Raw genomic sequence first — 17,722 nt, 5'->3', positions numbered from 1 at the left:
CGGGGTCGGGACGGCGGCGAAGGAGAGGCCACGGTGCTGGAGGGCACGCGGGAGCGCAGGGTGAGGACCGGCGGCATCGAGCTGTGCGTCGCCGAACTGGGGGACCCGGGGCGGCCGACGGTGGTCCTGGTGCACGGCTATCCGGACAGCAAGGAGGTGTGGTCCGAGGTCGCGCCGCGGCTGGCGGACCGCTTCCACGTCGTGCTGTACGACGTCCGGGGCCACGGCCGGTCGACGGCGCCGCGGCCGCTGCGGGGCGGGTTCACGCTGGAGAAGCTGACGGACGACTTCCTGGCGGTGGCCGACGCGGTCAGCCCGGACCGGCCGGTGCATCTGGTGGGACACGACTGGGGCTCGGTGCAGGGCTGGGAGTTCGTCACCGCCGCCCGCGCGAAGGGACGCGTCGCGTCCTTCACCTCGATGTCCGGGCCGTCGCTGGACCACTTCGGGCACTGGATCGGCCGGCTCGCGAAACGACCCACCCCACGCCGGATCGGCCAGCTCCTCGGCCAGGGCGCCAGGTCCTGGTACGTGTACCTGCTGCACACGCCGGTCGTGCCGGAGCTGGCCTGGCGCGGCCCGCTCGGCAAGTGCTGGCCGGGCATCCTGCGGCGCCTGGAGAAGGTCCCCGGCGGTGACTACCCCACCTCCTCGCTGTCCGCCGACGCGGCACACGGCGCGTGGCTGTACCGGGACAACGTGCGGGCCAGGCTGCGCCGGCCGCGCCCGGACGCGTACGCGCACGCGCCGGTGCAGCTCGTCACGCCCCTGCACGACCCGTTCCTGTCGGAGCGGCTCTACGACGAGCTGGAGCGGTGGGTGCCGCGGCTGACCCGGCGCACCCTTCCCGCCGGGCACTGGATTCCGCGCACCCGGCCCGACCGGGTGGCCGCCCTGATCGACGATTTCGTCACCTCCGTGGAGGGCGGCACGGCCTCCGTCGACGGCGGCGCGACGTCGGTCGAGGACGGCGTGCCCGAGGCGCCGGTCGCGGCGGGCGCGTACGCCGACCGCTTCGCGGGGCAGCTCGTCCTGGTCACCGGTGCGGGCAGCGGCATCGGGCGGGCCACCGCGCTCGCGTTCGCCGGTGCCGGCGCGCGCGTGGTGGCCGTCGACCGGGACGCCGGCGCCGCGGCGCGCACCGCCGAGCTGTGCCTGCGGGCCGGGGCCACGCGGGCCTGGGCGCAGACCGCCGACGTCTCCGACGAGCAGGCCATGGACAAGCTCGCCGCCACGGTGGCCGCCGAGTACGGCGTGGTGGACGTCCTGGTGAACAACGCCGGTATCGGACTGGCCGGCTCCTTCCTCGACACGGCCCCCGAGGACTGGCGGAAGGTCCTCGACGTCAATCTGTGGGGCGTCATCCACGGCTGCCGCCTCTTCGGCGGGCAGATGACCGCGCGCGGGCAGGGCGGCCACATCGTCAACGTCGCGTCGGCGGCGGCGTACCAGCCCTCCAGGGCGCTGCCCGCCTACAGCACCTCCAAGGCCGCCGTGCTGATGCTCAGCCAGTGCCTGCGCGCCGAGCTGGCCGGGCAGGGCATCGGGGTCACCGCGGTGTGCCCGGGCTTCGTCAACACCGGCATCACCTCCGCCGCGCGTTTCGCGGGCGTCGATGCCGAGGAGGAGAAGCGGCGCCGGAGGAGGTCGGCGCGGCTGTACGGGCTGCGGAACTACCCGCCGGAGAAGGTGGCCGACGCGATCCTGCGGGCGGTGGCGCGCGACCGGGCCGTCGTCCCGGTGACGCCGGAGGCCCGCGCGATGTACGCGCTGTCGAGGTTCACGCCGAGGGTGATGCGGGCCGTCGCACGGCTGAAGCCGCCGCTGTGAGGACTCCGCGTCGGCTGCGGGACGGCTGTGGGCGGCGACTGCGGGACGGCTGTGGGCGGCGACTGCGGGACGGCTGTGGGCGGCGACTGTGGGTGTTCCCTTGTCCACAGAAGGCTCCGTTCTCCTGTGGACAACACCCCCTGGGCTGTGGATCAAACGTCCGGAGGAAAACCCGTCGCGTGATCCACGTCTCTCCCGGCACGCTGACGGCATGGACGACAGACGCACCGTGAAGGTGTCGAAGTACCTCTCGAAACACCTGCGGCACCAGCCGGAGCGGATCGGGCTGACGCTCGACGAGGGCGGCTGGGTCGAGATCGACGCGCTGATCGCCGCTGCCGCCGCACACGGATTCCGCCTCACCCGTGAAGAGCTGGACCAGGTGGTCGCCACGAACGACAAGCGGCGCTTCGCCGTGGAGGGCACCCGGATCCGCGCCAGCCAGGGCCACAGCGTGGAGGTGGAGCTCGGACTGGCTCCGGCGACCCCGCCGCCGTACCTCTACCACGGGACCGTGGCCCGCCATCTGGAGGCGATCCGCGCCGAGGGCCTGCGGCCCATGAACCGGCACGACGTGCACCTCTCGCCCGACCGTGAGACGGCGAGCCGTGTGGGCGCCCGCCGCGGCAGGCCCGTGGTGCTCTCCGTGGACGCGGCCGCCATGCATCGCGACGGCCACGTCTTCCACGTGAGCGCGAACGGGGTGTGGCTGACGAAGGCCGTGCCTCCGCGCTACCTCCGCTTCCCCGGGCCGCGCTGACTGCTTCACGCGTTCACGGGGCGGCGCCGACTGTTTCACGTGAAACCGGGTCGGCCGCATAGGCTCGGGGCATGAGTCTGCGTCTGAGCACCGTGATCCTGCCGTACCGCCGCTGGCACGAGGGAACACGTGAGACATGGCTGCGCGCGGAGCAGCTCGGCTTCCACGCCGCGTACACCTACGACCACCTGTCCTGGCGCACCTTCCGGGACGGGCCGTGGTTCGGCGCCGTGCCGACGCTCACCGCCGCCGCGGCCGTGACCGAGCGGATGCGCCTGGGAACCCTGGTGACCTCGCCGAACTTCCGGCATCCGGTGACCCTGGCCAAGGAGCTGATCTCCCTCGACGACATCTCCGGCGGGCGCGTCACACTCGGCATCGGGGCGGGCGGCACCGGCTTCGACGCCACCGTGCTGGGTCAGGAGGCCTGGACGCCGCGGGAACGCGCCGACCGGTTCGCCGAGTTCGTGCCGCTGCTGGACCGGCTGCTGACCGAGGAGTCGGTGTCGTACGAGGGCGACTTCTACTCGGCGCACGAGGCGCGCAACATTCCGGGCTGCGTGCAGCGGCCCCGGCTGCCCTTCGCGGTGGCCGCGACCGGGCCGCGCGGGCTGAGCCTGGCCGCAGGGTACGGACAGGCGTGGGTGACCACCGGCGATCCGAAGCTGTTCGAGAGCGGCACGTCCGAACAGTCGGTTCAGGCCATTCGGGGACAGATCGAGAGGCTGGCCGACGCCTGTGCCGCGATCGGGCGGGACGCGGCCGGGATGGACAAGATCCTGCTCACCGGGTTCACCCCGGACCGTGGCCGTCCGCTGGAGTCACTGGACGCGTTCGTGGACTTCGCCGGCCGCCACCGGGAGCTGGGCATCACCGAGATCGTGGTCCACTGGCCCGTTCCCGACTCGGACTTCGCCGCGGACGAGAAGGTCTTCGAGCGGATCGCGACGGAGGCACCGGCGCAGCTCGGCCAGGCCGGGGAGGGATGACGGGGGGCGATCTTTCCTGGGTGCGGGCGCCTTCCCGGGCGAGTGCCGGGGGCTTCCCGGGTGGGTGCCGGGAGCTTCCCGGGTGGGTGCCGGGGGGCTTCCCGGGTGCACTCGACGGCGGTAATCACTCACATGTGCGGACTCCCGCACGACCGTGCGGGCATATGCGGGAGAATGAGCGGGTGACCTCAGCGACCCGCCAGCCCGAGCCCCCGTCCGCCCTCGCACCGCCGCGGCTGATCGCCACCGACCTCGACGGCACCCTGCTGCGGGACGACCAGTCGGTCTCCCCGCGCACGGTCGCCGCCCTCGCCGCCGCCGAGGAGGCGGGCATCGAGGTCTTCTTCGTCACCGGCCGCCCGGCCCGCTGGATGGACGTCGTCAGCGAACACGTCCACGGCCACGGCCTGGCGATCTGCGGCAACGGCGCCGCCGTGGTCGACCTGCACGACGGCCCCGGCGCCCACCGGTTCGTCACGGTGCGCGACCTGGCCCGGGACAACGCGCTGCACGTCGTGCAACTGCTGCGCGAGGCCGCGCCGGGCACGGTGTACGCGGTGGAGCAGACGTACGGCTTCCACCAGGAGCCGGACTATCCCAAGCTGCACATGGAGCTCCCGGACCGGCTCCTGCCCGCCGAGGAAATCCTCGCGGCGGAGGGGCCGGCCGCCACCGAGCCGGTGCTGAAGATCCTCGCCTACCATCCCGAGCTCGACCCGGACGGCTTCCTGACCACCGCCCGCCTGGCCGTCGGCGAGCACGCCAACGTCACCCGCTCCAGCCCCAGCGCCCTGCTGGAGATCAGCGGCCCAGGCGTCTCCAAGGCCAGCACGCTGGCCCTGTGCTGCGCCGAGCGGGGCATCTCGCACGAGGAGGTCGTCGCCTTCGGAGACATGCCGAACGACGTCGAGATGCTCACCTGGGCGGGCCGCTCTTACGCCATGGGCAACGCCCACCCGGACGTGGTCGCCGCGGCCTCGGGCCGGACGGTCGCCAACAACGACGACGGGGTGGCCATCGTGATCGAGCAGATGCTGGCGCAGTGGTTGTAGCCCCTGTCGTCCGGGCCGCTCCGGCGCCGCGAGCCCCTGGCCCGCGCTACTGACCCAGGGGAACCCCTCGTGCCGTCAGCCACGGCACCGGGTCCACCGCCGATCCCGCCTCCGGCGTGACCCGCACCTCCAGGTGCAGGTGCGGGCCGGTGGAGTTGCCCGTGGTGCCGGACTGCCCGATCCACTGCCCGGTGGTCACGCGCTCGCCCTGTTCGACGGCGACGGCGGCGAGGTGGGCGTACTGCGTCCAGTAGCCGCCCGCGTGCTCGATGACCACTTCCATGCCGAAGGGGCCGCCGCACGACACCCGCACCACGCGCCCGGCGCCGACCGCCCGCACCGGCGTGCCGATGGGGACCGCGAAGTCCTGCCCGGTGTGCCGGTTCGCCCAGCGGGTACCCCCGCTGCCGAAGCCCGCGGACAGGACGTAGTCCTCCACGGGCGCGACCCACGCGCTCGCGGACCGCGCCGACGGCGGGTCGAGGCGGACCGCGCCCCGGCAGGCGCCCGCGGCGGCCGCCGCGTCCGCCCGGCCCTGCAACTCCGACTGCGCCTCCTCGAGCAGGCGCTGGAGGGCGTCCTTCATGGCGGCGAGTTCGGTGGTGCGCTTCCTCAGCGACCGCCATGCCGAAGCCGCCCTGGCCTCGTCCGCGGTGAGCCGGGCCGCGGCCCGGCGGCTCCTGTCCAGCGCGTGGTCGAGCACCAGGCTCTCCTGGGAGAAGAGGTGCTGACCGCGCATCAGCTCGTCCGGGCTCCTGGCGAGGACGATCCGCGCCGTCAGCGGCAGCCCGCCGCCGCTGCGGTACTGGGCGCGCGCGATGCGCCCGAGGCCGTCGCGCAGGACACCGAGTTCCCGCCGCTCACGCCCCAGCAGCACTTCCAGCCGCCGGGTCCGCGCCCGCTGCGCCTCGGCCTCCTGACGGCCCTTCTCGTAGTGCTGTGTCGCCACCGCCGCGTCCTCGTACAGGCGGGCCACCCGCGCACTGATCGCCGTGTCGTCGGCCCCGTCACCCTCCGTGGCGCCGGCCGGCCGCGCCGTGGGCACCGCCAGCGCGCACAGCAGCGCCACAACGAGCAGAGGCCGACGATGAGGTGAGCACATGTCAGCGATCGTGCCCGCGACGGTCCCGCAGCGCCTGTTCACGTCGTACACCTGGGGGACCGTCAGCCCCGAACGGCCCCGTACGGCCCGGTCCGGGCCCCGCCGCTACCGCGCTGCCGCCGGCAGCTCCGACTGTTCCTCGCGCTCCAGCATGTCGCTCAACGGACCGCCCGCGGCGGCCAGTTCCGCGTACGTTCCGCGCTGCACGACCCGCCCCGCGTCCAGCACGACGACCTCGTCGACGGCTCGCAGGCCGGCCAGCCGGTGGGTGATGAGCAGCGTCGTGCGGCCCTCGGTGGCCGCCAGCAGGTCGGCGGTGAGCGCGTCGGCCGTCGGCAGGTCGAGGTGTTCGGCGGGCTCGTCGAGGACCAGCACCGGGAAGTCGGCGAGCAGCGCACGGGCCAGCGCCAGCCGCTGCCGCTGCCCGCCCGACAGCCGCGCCCCGTGCTCCCCGACCAGCGTGTCGAGGCCCTCGGGCAGACCGTCGGCCCACTCCAGCAGCCGGGCACGCCTCAGGGCGGCGCGCAGTTCGTCCTCGGTGGCGTCCTTCTTGGCGAGCAGCAGGTTCTCGCGCACGGAACTGTCGAAGAGGTGCGCGTCCTGGGCGCACAGTCCGACGAACCGCCGTACGTCGTCGCCGTCGAGCGCGTACGCGTCCACACCGGCCAGCGTGTACGAACCGGCGCCCGCGTCCAGGAAGCGCAGCAGCACCTGGGCCAGCGTCGTCTTGCCGGAGCCGGAGGGGCCGACGACGGCGATCCGGCGCCCCTGCTCCAGCGTCAGGTCGAGGCCGGCGAGCGCGTCCCGCTCCTGTCCGGCGTGCCGGGCGGCCAGGCCGCGGACGACGAGCGGGAACGGCGAGGCGGGCGCCTGCCGCGGCCGCTCGGGTTCCCGTACGGGCTCGGGGGCGTCCAGCACCTCGTACACGCGCTCCGCGCTCTTGCGCACCCGCTGCCGGTACTGCACGGCGAGCGGCAGCCCGAGCACGGCCTCGAAGGCGGCCAGCGGGGTGAGGACGACGACGGCCATCGCCACGCCGTTCAACCGCCCGTCGGCGACCGCCTGGGCGCCCACGAGGGCCGCGACGGTGACCGTCAGGCCGGACAGCAGCGCGGTGAGCCCGTCGCCGAGCGCGGTCGCGGTGGCGGCGCGCGAGGCGATCCGGGTGAGCGTTCCGTCGGCCCGCCGCGCCTCGGCGGTGCGCGCGGGCAGCGCGCCGGCGACGGTCAGCTCCGCGGTGCCGGTGAGCAGGTCGGTCACCCGCGTCGCCAGCACCCCGCGGGCAGGGGCGAGCCTGCGCTCCGCACGCCGGGCAACGGCGCCGGTCACCAGCGGGACGCCGGCCCCGGCCGCGAGCAGGCCCACGGCGAGCGCGGCACCGGCCTCGGGCAGCAGCCAGGCGGTGAAGCCGACGGACACGGCGGACACGACGGCCGCGGCGCCCGCGGGCAGCAGCCAGCGCAGCCAGTAGTCCTGCAGGGCGTCCACGTCGGTGACCAGGCGCGAGAGCAGATCGCCCCGGCGGGTCCGCCGCAGTCCGGCGGGCGCCAGCCGCTCCAGCCTGCGGTAGACGGCGACCCGGGTGTCGGCCAGCATCCGCAGCACGGTGTCGTGCGAGACGAGCCGCTCGCCGTAGCGGAAGACGGCGCGCCCGATGCCGAAGGTCCGCGTCGCCGTCACGGCCACCATCAGGTACAGCACCGGCGGCTGCTGCGAGGCCCGGGAGATGAGCCATCCGGAGGTGGCCATGAGCCCGACGGCGCTGCCGAGCGCGAGGCTGCCGAGCAGCAGGGCGAGGGAGAGGCGTCCGCGGCGCGCCGCGGACATGGCCCGCACGCGGGCGAGGACGTTCCGGCTGCCCGCGGGCGCCTGCGCCGTCTCCGGTTCGAGCGGGCCGGCTTGGGCGGGGGAGGTCGTCCCTCCGGCGCCGCGCGCTTCGGCCGTCGCGTGCTCCGCCCGGGCGGCGGGGGCCGGCTCCTGAAGCCGCACGATCCGGTCGGCCACACCGAGCAGCGCCGGCCGGTGCACCACCAGCAGCACCGTCCGCCCCACGGCCAGACGCCGTACGGCCTCGACGATCCCGGCCTCGGTCGCTCCGTCCAGGGCCGCCGTCGGCTCGTCGAGCAGCAGCACGGGCCGGTCCGCGAGGAACGCCCGGGCCAGCGCGAGACGCTGCCGCTGCCCCGCGGACAGTCCGGCGCCGTCCTCGCCGAGCACCGTGGCCGCGCCGTCGGGCAGCGCGTCCACGAATTCCAGCGCGCCGGCGTCCTCCAGCGCGCGCCGCACGGCATCGTCGTCGGCGTCGGGGCGGGCCAGCCGTACGTTCTCGGCGATGGTGCCCGCGAACAGGTGCGGCCGCTGCGGCACCCACGCGATCCGTGACCGCCACTGCTCCAGGTCGAGGTCGGCGAGGTCGGCTCCGCCGACCGACACCCGCCCCTCGGCCGGCCCCACGAAGCCGAGGAGGACGTTCAGCAGTGTCGACTTGCCCGCGCCGCTCGGCCCCACGAGCGCGACCGTCTCTCCTGGCTCGACGGCGAAGGACACGTCCGAGACGGCGTCGTCGGCGCGCCCCGGATAGCGGACGGTCACCCCCTCGAAGGCGAGGGCGCCCTCCGGCACCGCGGCGTTCCCCGAGGCGGGCACCGGCGTCTCCAGGACCGCGAAGATCTCCTCGGCGGCGGCCAGTCCCTCGGCGGCCGCGTGGTAGCGCACGCCGACCTGCCGCAGCGGGAGATACGCCTCCGGGGCGAGGACCAGGATGACCAGACCGATGTAGAGGTCCATCTCGCCGTGCACGAGGCGCATGCCGATCGTCACGGCGACCAGCGCCACCGACAGGGTCGACAGGAGTTCCAGAGCGAAGGACGAGAGGAAGGCGATCCGCAGGGTGCGCATGGTGGCCTGCCGGTACTCGCCGGTGATGCGCCGGATCGACTCGGCCTGGGCCTTGGCCCGCCCGAACACCTTCAGTGTCGGCAGGCCGGCGACGACGTCCAGGAAGTGCCCGGACAGCCGGGACAGCAGCCGCCACTGACGGTCCATCCGGGACTGGGTGGCCCATCCGATGAGGGCCATGAAGACGGGGATGAGGGGGAGCGTCGCGACGATGATGGCCGCCGAGACCCAGTCCTCGGTGACGATCCGCGCCAGCACCGCCACCGGCACCACCACCGCCAGCCCCAGTTGCGGCAGGTAGCGCGAGAAGTAGTCGTCGAGGGCGTCGACCCCGCGGGTGGCCAGGGCGACGAGCGATCCGGTCCGCTGCCCGCCGAGCCAGCCGGGGCCCAGCTCGGCACTGCGCTCCAGCAGCCGCCCGCGCAGTTCCGACTTCACCGCCGCGCTCGCGCGGTGCGCGGCGAGTTCGGTGAGCCAGGACACCAGCGCCCGCCCGCACGCCACGGCCACCAACAGCAGCAGGGGAGTACGGAGTTCGGCGGCGGACATGCCGTGCTGGAAGGCGCCCACCACCGTCTCGGCGATGAGCATCGCCTGCGCGATGACCAGCCCGGCACCGACGGCGCCCAGGCCGACGACCGCCATCAGGAAGAAGCGGGTGGCGCGGGCGTACTGGAGGAGTCGGGGATCGATCGGTTTCACGTGAAACATGCCCTTCGATTCAGGGAGGGTGTTTCACGTGAAACATGACGGATCATCGCGAAAACACCCTCCCCGGCAGATTCAGCGCACAGCTCCGGCGGCAGTGTCGGCGGCGATGTGCTGCGTACCGATCCGCTTGCGGAACACCCAGTAGGTCCAGCCCTGGTAGAGCAGCACGATCGGCGTGGCGATCCCCGCGCACCAGGTCATGATCTTCAGGGTGTACGGGCTCGACGAGGCGTTGGTGACCGTGAGGCTCCAGTCACTGTCGAGCGAGGACGGCATGACGTCCGGGAAGAGCGTCACGAAGAGCATCGCCACCGCCGCCACGATGGTGACACCGGAGAGGGCGAACGACCATCCCTCCCGCCCGGCCTGGTTCGCCACGAGGGCGGCGACCAGCGCGGCGACCGCCACGACCAGCGCGACCAGGCTCTTGCCGTCCCCGCCGTCGATCTGCGTCCACAGCAGGAAGACCAGTGCCGACACGGCGGTGGCGAGACCGACCTGCAGGGCCAGCTTGCGCGCCCGCTCCCGGATGTCCCCGAGCGTCTTGAGCGCCGTGAACACCGCCCCGTGGAAGGTGAACAGTGTGAGCGTCACCACTCCGCCGAGCAGGGCGTACGGGTTGAGCAGATCCCAGAAGGTGCCGACGTATTCGCCGCTCTGGTCGATCTTGACGCCCCGCACGATGTTGCCGAAGGCCACGCCCCACAGCAGCGCGGGTATCAGCGAGGTCCAGAAGATCGCGTTCTCCCAGTTGCGCTGCCAGTTCTCCTCGGGCCGCTTCGCCCGGTACTCGAAGGCGACGCCCCGCACGATCAGGCAGACCAGGATGATCAGCAGAGGCAGGTAGAAGCCGGAGAACAGAGTGGCGTACCACTCGGGGAAGGCGGCGAAGGTCGCGCCGCCCGCCGTGAGCAGCCAGACCTCGTTGCCGTCCCAGACGGGCCCGATGGTGTTGATGAGCACCCGCCGCTCGGGCCGGTTGCGGGCGAGCAGCTTGGTGAGGATGCCGACCCCGAAGTCGAAGCCCTCGAGGAAGAAGTAGCCGATCCACAGGACGGCGATGAGGATGAACCAGACGTCGTGAAGGTGCATGACTTCAGCTCCTCGGCCTAGTACGAGAAGGCCATCGGCTTGTCGGCGTCACGGGTGTCGCCGCCGATCTTCGTGGGCGGATTGAGGTCGGCCTCGGTGAGCTCGGGCGGGCCGGCCTTGACGTACTTCGCCAGGAGCTTGACCTCGACGACGGCGAGGACGGCGTAGAGCACGGTGAAGACGATCATCGAGGTGAGGACCTCGCCCTGCGAGACGCCGGGGGAGACGGCACTGCGGGTCTGCAGGACACCGAAGACGGCCCACGGCTGACGGCCCATCTCGGTGAAGATCCAGCCCCAGGAGTTGGCGAGCAGCGGGAAGCCCAGGGTCCAGATCGCCACGAGCCAGTACAGCTTGCCGATCTTGGGGCTGAGCGCCTTGTTCTTGAACAGGACCAGGTTCGGCACCTCGTCCTCACCGACCCGCAGGTGCTGGGGCAGCATGAACTTCTTGCGGGTCAGCCACAGGCCGGCCAGGCCGATGGCGAAGGACGCCATGCCGAAGCCGATCATCCAGCGGAAGCCCCAGTAGGTGACGGGGATGACCGGACGGTAGTCACCCGGCCCGTACTTCTGCTGCTCGGCCTTGTTGACGTCGTTGATGCCGGGGACGTGCGAGGTGAAGTTGCTGTCCGCGAGGTAGGACAGGAGTCCCGGCACCTCGATGGCCACCTTGTTGTGCCCCTTGTCCACGTCACCGACGGCGAAGACCGAGAACGGCGCCGAGTCCTGCCCGTCCCACAGCGCCTCGGCGGCGGCCATCTTCATCGGCTGCTGCTTGAACATGACCTTGCCGAGGAAGTCGCCGCTGACCGCGGTGAGCAGACCCGCGATGACCACGGTGACCAGGCCCAGCCGCAACGAGGTCTTCATCACGGCCACGTGGTTCTTGCGGAACAGGTGCCAGGCGGCGATGCCGACCATGAAGGCGCCACCGGTCAGGAAGGCCGCGGACAGCGTGTGGAAGACCTGGGTGAGCGCGGTGTTCTGGGTCAGGACCTGCCAGAAGTCGGTGAGTTCGGCGCGTCCCTTCGCCTGGTTGATCTTGTAGCCGACGGGGTGCTGCATCCACGAGTTGGCCGCGAGGATGAAGTACGCCGACAGGATCGTGCCGATCGCGGTCATCCAGATGGTGGCCAGGTGCAGCTTCTTCGGCAGCTTGTCCCAGCCGAAGATCCACAGACCGATGAAGGTGGACTCGAAGAAGAAGGCGATGAGCGCCTCGAAGGCGAGAGGGGCGCCGAAGATGTCCCCGACGAAGCGTGAGTAGTCGGACCAGTTCATGCCGAACTGGAACTCCTGCACGATGCCGGTGACCACGCCCATCGCGATGTTGATCAAAAAGAGCTTGCCCCAGAACTTCGTCGCCCTGAGGTACTTCTCCTTGTCCGTGCGCACCCAGGCGGTCTGCAGGCCGGCCGTGAGGGCGGCGAGCGAGATCGTCAGGGGGACGAAGAGGAAGTGGTAGACGGTGGTGATACCGAACTGCCAGCGCGCCAGTGTCTCCGGCGCCAAAGCCATTTCCACGTCGTGGTCTCCTTACGTGGCCGTGGTCACAAGCGGCAGTTTGCTCCAGGGCAAAGACGCGGAAACGGAGCAACCGGGACACGTTTGTGAACGCGTTCACATTCACAAGGAATTATGACGCATACCCGTTCGGAACGGGATGGGCGGGGGGTCCCTGGGGCCGACCGACCGGCCCACCCAGGGACAGGGCCACCCGGCCCATGGCGCCCAAATGTGCTGCTCAGCAAGGGTGGAGACGGGGCGGCGGCGACTGGCGGACGGGCCGCGGCGCTCGCCTGTGAGCTTCCTCTCGGGTCCTTGCGGCCGACGCACCCAGGGCCTGTCCGGCGTGATTGCCGGACAGGCCCTGGGTGCCGTACGAGCCCGTACCTCGACGGGGGCTACAGCTCCTTGCGGAACCCTTCCGTCACCTTCAGGAAGATGTCGTTCGCCTCGGTCTCCCCGATCGTCACCCGCACGCCCTCGCCCGGGAACGGCCGCACGACGACGCCCGCTTGCTCGCACGCCGCCGCGAAGGCGGCCGTGCGCTCCCCCAGCCGCAGCCACACGAAGTTGGCCTGGGTCTCGGGCACCGTCCAGCCCTGGGCGCGCAGCGTGTCGACCACGCGCGTGCGCTCGCACACCAGCGAGCCGACCCTGCCGATCAGTTCGTCCTCCGCGCGCAGCGAGGCGATGGCCGCCTCCTGCGCGATCTGGCTCACCCCGAAGGGCACCGCGGTCTTGCGCAGTGCCGCGGCCACCGGCTCGTGCGCGATCGCGAAACCGACGCGCAGGCCCGCGAGACCGTAGGCCTTGGAGAAGGTCCGCAGCACGCAGACGTTCGGCCGGTCGCGGTAGAGCGTCACGCCGTCGGGCACCTCGGGGTCGCGGATGAACTCCCGGTAGGCCTCGTCCAGCACGACCAGCACGTCGGAGGGCACCCGGTCGAGGAACCGCTCCAGCTCGGCCCGCCGCACGACGGTGCCGGTGGGGTTGTTCGGGTTACAGACGAAGATCAGGCGGGTCCGGTCGGTGACCGCGTCCGCCATCGCGTCCAGGTCGTGCACGTCACCGGAAGTCAGCGGCACCCGCACGGACGTCGCGCCGCTGATCTGCGTGATGATCGGGTACGCCTCGAAGGACCGCCAGGCGTAGACGACCTCGTCGCCGGGGCCGGAGGTCGCCTGGACCAGCTGCTGGGCGACGCCGACCGAGCCGGTGCCGGTGGCCAGGTGGGAGGGCGGGACGGCGAAGCGCTCGGCGAGCTCGTCGATCAGGCCGGTGCAGGCCATGTCGGGGTAGCGGTTGAAGGAGGCCGCGGCGGCCGCCACGGTCTCCATCACGCCCGGCAGCGGGGGGTAGGGGTTCTCGTTGGAGGACAGCTTGTAGGCCACCGGTCCCCCGGCCGCGGCGGGCTTGCCCGGCTTGTAGGTGGGGATACCCTCCAGCTCGGCGCGCAGCTTGGGGCTCGTCTCGCTCACCGCAGTCCTCCTCATGACCACCGGCATCCAATACTTCTCACCTTATGAGGATTCGAAGCCGTTGCGTACAGGTGCGCGCTGACCTCGTGCTTTCCGACGACATCACGGGCATCACCGCACGGATCATGACGAAACCAGGGGCGCTGTCACATATATCTACGCGCCGGTGGCTCGCGCCGTGGCGCGCATCACTCGTGAAGGTGAGTTGAGACCTCTTCGAAACATCGGTGACTTGGCAGGCTCATGCGTGCCGACAAGTCACGTAATGCCATCGAATCGCTCAACTGGCTTCGTTTCACAGGGTGTTAGTGGCAAATGACCATGCAGAAACGTGCCTGTCAATGCGTGCATATGCGTCCGCCCTACCCCACCGCATGAGCCCTACTATCGGCTCGCCATGACAGCAGCAGGGAAGCACCAGGTGAGCCGCGCGGAAACCTCACGCCGAGGCAGCCGGCCGGGCCGGGCGGGCATCAGAGACGTGGCCGCCGCCGCCGGAGTCTCCATCACGACCGTCTCCGACGCCCTCAACGGCAAGGGCAGGCTCCCGGACGCCACCCGGCGCCATGTGCGCGAGGTCGCCGACCGGCTGGGCTACCGTCCCTCGGCCGCCGCCCGGACCCTCCGTACCGGCAAGTCCGGCCTGATCGGTCTGACCGTGACGACGTACGGGGATGAACCTTTCACCTTCACCGAGTTCGCCTACTTCGCCGAGATGGCCCGCGCCGCCACCTCCGCCGCGCTCGCCCGCGGCTACGCGCTCGTCATCCTGCCCGCGACCTCGCGGCACGACGTGTGGTCGAACGTCGCCCTGGACGGCACGGTCGTCATCGACCCCTCCGACCAGGACCCGGTCGTCAGCGAGCTGGTCCGGCAGGGCTTACCGGTCGTCTCCGACGGCCGCCCGGCCGGCGCGCTCCCGGTCACCGCCTGGGTCGACAACGACCACGAGGCCGCCGTCCTCGGCATCCTCGACCACCTGGCCGACGCCGGCGCCCGCCGCATCGGCCTGCTGACCGGTACGACCACGGACACGTACACCCACCTGTCGACCACGGCGTACCTGCGCTGGTGCGAGCGCGTCGGCCAGGACCCGGTGTACGAGGCCTACCCGGCGCACGACCCGTGCGCGGGCGCCGTCGCCGCCGACCGGCTGCTCGCCCGCCCCGACCGGCCCGACGCCGTCTACGGCCTGTTCGACCCCAACGGCACCGATCTGCTCGCCGCCGCCCGTCGTTACGGCCTGCGGGTACCGGACGACCTGCTCCTGGTCTGCTGCAGCGAGTCGACCGTGTACGCCAACACCGAGCCCCCCATCACCACGCTGTCGCTGAAACCGCGCCGGATCGGCACGGCTGTGGTGCAGCTCCTCATCGACGCGATCGAGGGGGTCGAATCGGACCAACCGGTCGAGCAGGTGATACCGACCGAGTTGATCGTGCGCACCTCCTCGCAGCGTCGACCGCAGCGGACGACGGTCAGCCCGCCGCGGTCGCCCGAGGAGGAGTAGAAGAGGTACGGTCGGCAGACGGTCGAAGCCCTGCCCAACCGGGGCGAATGCCACAGTGAGCAGGACTCTTGTTCCGATTGAGCACCCCTGGGTCATCACATGGCGCGATCCGCGTTCCTATGATGGGCCCACGACACCGCGGGCCGCTGCGACCTGGCAGTCCGAAGCGGTGCAGATGCGGCGCGATGGTGGAGGGGTCTGATGACTCAGGGGGCCGGTCAGGGACCCGAGGTGGAGCGGACGGCGACGCTGCGCGACTTCCGGGTACCGGCGTACGTCCACGAGACCGGTCCGTACGGCCACAGCACGCACCCCGGTGACGTCGTCCCGCCCCACGAGGCCGCCCACCCGGAGGGCTACACGCCCACCGAGCGCGACCTGCCCGTCATCAAGCGCGGTGACACGCTCCAGGTGACCATCGCCCCGGCCCCCGCGCCCGCCCCGCCGCACACCGACGGGCCGGGACCGCTGTACGTCGTCGGAGACGTGCACGGCTACCTCGACGAACTGATGGCCGCCCTGCGGGAGAAGGGCCTCATCGACGCGGCCGGCCAGTGGAGCGCGGGCACCGCCCGGCTGTGGTTCCTCGGCGACTTCACCGACCGCGGCCCCGACGGCATCGGCGTCATCGACCTCGTGATGCGGCTGTCCGCCGAGGCCGCCGCGGCGGGCGGCTACTGCAAGGCCCTCATGGGCAACCACGAACTGCTGCTGCTGGGCGCCAAGCGGTTCGGCGACACCCCCGTCAACTCCGGCGCGGGCACCGCCACCTTCCAGGCGGCCTGGCTGCTCAACGGCGGCCAGAAGACCGACATGGACCGCCTCCAGGACCACCACCTGCAGTGGATGGCCCGCCTCGACGCCGTCGAGGAGGTCGACGGCTATCTGCTCGTCCACTCCGACACCACCGCCTACCTCGACTACGGCGACTCGATCGAAGCGGTCAACGACACCGTCCGCGAGACGCTCACGCGCAATGACGCCGACGAGTGCTGGGACCTCTTCCGCAAGTTCACCAAGCGCTTCTCCTTCCGCGACGAGGGCGGCGCCGACCATGTCCGCTCCCTGCTGGATACGTACGGCGGCACCCGTATCGTTCACGGCCACAGCCCCATCCCGTATCTGCTCGGCCAGGTCGGCTCGGAGGACGGCGGGGACGACAGCGGTCCGGTGGTCGAGGGACCGCACGTCTACGCCGACGGGCTGGCCATCGCCATGGACGGCGGAGTGACCATGGCCGGAAAACTGCTGGTCCAGCAGCTTCCGCTGGAGGCCTAGGCGTTCGCCGGGCAGGCACCCCCGCCTGCCGGGAGCGCTCCCAACAGCGCAGGCCAGGGCCCAATTTCCGGAAACCCCCTGTCACCGCGCGCCCCCACCGCTCTACCATCGGCTTATCCGTAGCAGGCTCCCCTCCGTTTCTGCCCGACGGCTCGTTGGCATGCGAGCCCCAAGCCCTACGGAGCATCGGGGGATGCACATGAACAGCATTCCGCAGCACCTGCTGAGCGAGGACCGCCAGGAATACGAGCGGATCCTCGATGAGGCGCTGCGCCTGGCACCACACCGCCCGGAACTCGCCGCTGTGGGACAGCGGCTCAACTCCGAACAGCTGCGCACCATGGCGCTGAACGCCACCGCGCTCATCACGGCCGCCGCGGCGGCCGAGTACCAGCACTACGTGAAGGTCCGCGAGGAACTGCGCCGGCCGGCGCCGCCCGCCCCGTCGTCCGCCCACGTATCCGGCCCGGACGAGCCGGGCACGGGCGGGCTGGGGCTCGCCACCACGCTCGGCGGGACAGCCGGGACCGACGAGGAGGCCGGCGCGGGCGCCGTAGCCGTCGCCGCCGTCCTGACCCCCGTCCTCGCCGGGACAGCAGCGGCGATCTTCCTGCTCGTCGGCTACGTCCTCAAGTCCTTCGCCCCCCACAAGGCGTTCGGCAGGACCCTGCTCACCGCCGGGTGGGTGTTCGGTGCCATGACCGCGGTCGCCATCCTCGTCGCCGCCGTCGGGCTCCTGCTCACCGCCCTGCGCAACCGGCCGTCGTTCGACGCGGGGTCCTACGGGGAGTCGGGCGCGGAGGTGTTCCGGGCCAGGGAAGCCTGGCGCGAGGCCCTGCTGGAGCGCGGCGTCCTCCCGTTCCTGCGGGAGGCGCTCGAGGATCCCGCCACCGCTGCCGCACTCCGGCGGACGGCACAGCCCACGCCGAGCGGCCGTATGCCCCAACTCGGCTACGACCGGCCGGGCTTCAGCAGCCCGGACAACGGCCCGGCCGCCGGCCCGCGCCCGAGCTTCACCAGCCCGGACTACACCAGCCCGGACTTCGGAGGCCCGGAACACCGGCCGGAGTGACCCGGACGGACGCACGCAGCCTGCGCCCTCCGGACCCCGGGGGCGCGCATGCCGCGCCTGCAGACGCCTGATGATCTGCGCCTCGGCCCGTTCCACCGGCGTGCGGCCGTAGGCATGCACGAGAGAGAGGTGGAACAGCGCCGGCGCCAAGGGCGCCCACCGGTGGACGCGGTCGTCCCGCATCAGGTACTTGATCACCGTTGCCGGGCGGAAGGGCACGTGGTCGATGGTCTGGTGCTCCCAGCGGTCCGCGACACCCCGAGCGTGTACTCGTGCGGCGCCAGGGACAGCTCTTCCCGCACCCCCCGCCGGGCCACGACGTGCAGGTCCGGCGCGTTCCGGCCGGGCCCCTGCACACCTGGATCTTGACGGCGCCCGGCGGCATCGCGTTCCTGCCGTTGTCCCGGTGCGGACCCCTGCCCACGCAGGGGCGTCGGTGCGG

General features: G+C 71.9%; 12 protein-coding genes. 7 read left to right on the top strand and 5 right to left on the bottom strand.

Features of this window, described 5'->3' with window-relative positions; genetic code table 11:
- The first annotated feature begins 33 nt into the window (after positions 1 to 33).
- From VKA29_RS35400 to VKA29_RS35385, 4 genes are all read left to right on the top strand, one after another.
- Positions 34 to 1,830, top strand: coding sequence for an SDR family oxidoreductase (locus VKA29_RS35400; protein WP_324790148.1), 1,797 nt, complete (start codon positions 34 to 36; stop codon positions 1,828 to 1,830).
- Between the two features lie 211 nt (positions 1,831 to 2,041).
- On the top strand, positions 2,042 to 2,590 hold the full coding sequence (locus VKA29_RS35395) for an RNA 2'-phosphotransferase (protein WP_324790147.1): 549 nt from the start codon (positions 2,042 to 2,044) through the stop codon (positions 2,588 to 2,590).
- 71 nt (positions 2,591 to 2,661) lie between these two features.
- Positions 2,662 to 3,579 (top strand): LLM class flavin-dependent oxidoreductase, encoded by a 918-nt coding sequence (locus tag VKA29_RS35390; protein ID WP_324790146.1) that lies wholly within the window; start codon positions 2,662 to 2,664, stop codon positions 3,577 to 3,579.
- Between the two features lie 164 nt (positions 3,580 to 3,743).
- Positions 3,744 to 4,631, top strand: coding sequence for a Cof-type HAD-IIB family hydrolase (locus VKA29_RS35385; protein WP_324790145.1), 888 nt, complete (start codon positions 3,744 to 3,746; stop codon positions 4,629 to 4,631).
- 46 nt (positions 4,632 to 4,677) lie between these two features.
- Here VKA29_RS35385 and VKA29_RS35380 read toward each other — a convergent pair whose 3' ends face one another.
- From VKA29_RS35380 to hisC, 5 genes are all read right to left on the bottom strand, one after another.
- Positions 4,678 to 5,733, bottom strand: a complete 1,056-nt coding sequence (locus VKA29_RS35380) for a M23 family metallopeptidase (protein ID WP_324790144.1) — start codon at positions 5,731 to 5,733, stop codon at positions 4,678 to 4,680.
- A gap of 105 nt (positions 5,734 to 5,838) precedes the next feature.
- Complete coding sequence (cydD, locus tag VKA29_RS35375; protein WP_324790143.1) at positions 5,839 to 9,333, bottom strand: thiol reductant ABC exporter subunit CydD; 3,495 nt, start codon at positions 9,331 to 9,333, stop codon at positions 5,839 to 5,841.
- Between the two features lie 81 nt (positions 9,334 to 9,414).
- Entirely contained in the window at positions 9,415 to 10,434 is a 1,020-nt protein-coding gene (gene cydB / locus VKA29_RS35370; RefSeq protein WP_324790142.1) for a cytochrome d ubiquinol oxidase subunit II, read from the bottom strand.
- A gap of 17 nt (positions 10,435 to 10,451) precedes the next feature.
- On the bottom strand, positions 10,452 to 11,960 hold the full coding sequence (locus VKA29_RS35365) for a cytochrome ubiquinol oxidase subunit I (RefSeq protein ID WP_324790141.1): 1,509 nt from the start codon (positions 11,958 to 11,960) through the stop codon (positions 10,452 to 10,454).
- A 380-nt stretch (positions 11,961 to 12,340) separates the two neighbouring features.
- A complete protein-coding gene (gene hisC / locus VKA29_RS35360) occupies positions 12,341 to 13,420 on the bottom strand; it encodes a histidinol-phosphate transaminase (protein ID WP_324790140.1) in 1,080 nt (359 codons plus the stop codon).
- Between the two features lie 397 nt (positions 13,421 to 13,817).
- Here hisC and VKA29_RS35355 point away from each other — a divergent pair, with 397 nt between their 5' ends.
- From VKA29_RS35355 to VKA29_RS35345, 3 genes are all read left to right on the top strand, one after another.
- Positions 13,818 to 14,930, top strand: coding sequence for a LacI family DNA-binding transcriptional regulator (locus tag VKA29_RS35355; RefSeq protein ID WP_324790139.1), 1,113 nt, complete (start codon positions 13,818 to 13,820; stop codon positions 14,928 to 14,930).
- 201 nt (positions 14,931 to 15,131) lie between these two features.
- Positions 15,132 to 16,208, top strand: coding sequence for a metallophosphoesterase (locus tag VKA29_RS35350; RefSeq protein ID WP_324790138.1), 1,077 nt, complete (start codon positions 15,132 to 15,134; stop codon positions 16,206 to 16,208).
- Between the two features lie 193 nt (positions 16,209 to 16,401).
- Positions 16,402 to 17,280, top strand: coding sequence for a hypothetical protein (locus tag VKA29_RS35345; protein WP_324790137.1), 879 nt, complete (start codon positions 16,402 to 16,404; stop codon positions 17,278 to 17,280).
- The last annotated feature ends 442 nt before the right edge of the window (positions 17,281 to 17,722 follow it).

It is taken from the genome of Streptomyces sp. H51 (assembly GCF_035656535.1).
Lineage (GTDB): Bacteria > Actinomycetota > Actinomycetes > Streptomycetales > Streptomycetaceae > Streptomyces.
This window is presented reverse-complemented; position numbering and strand designations above follow the sequence as displayed.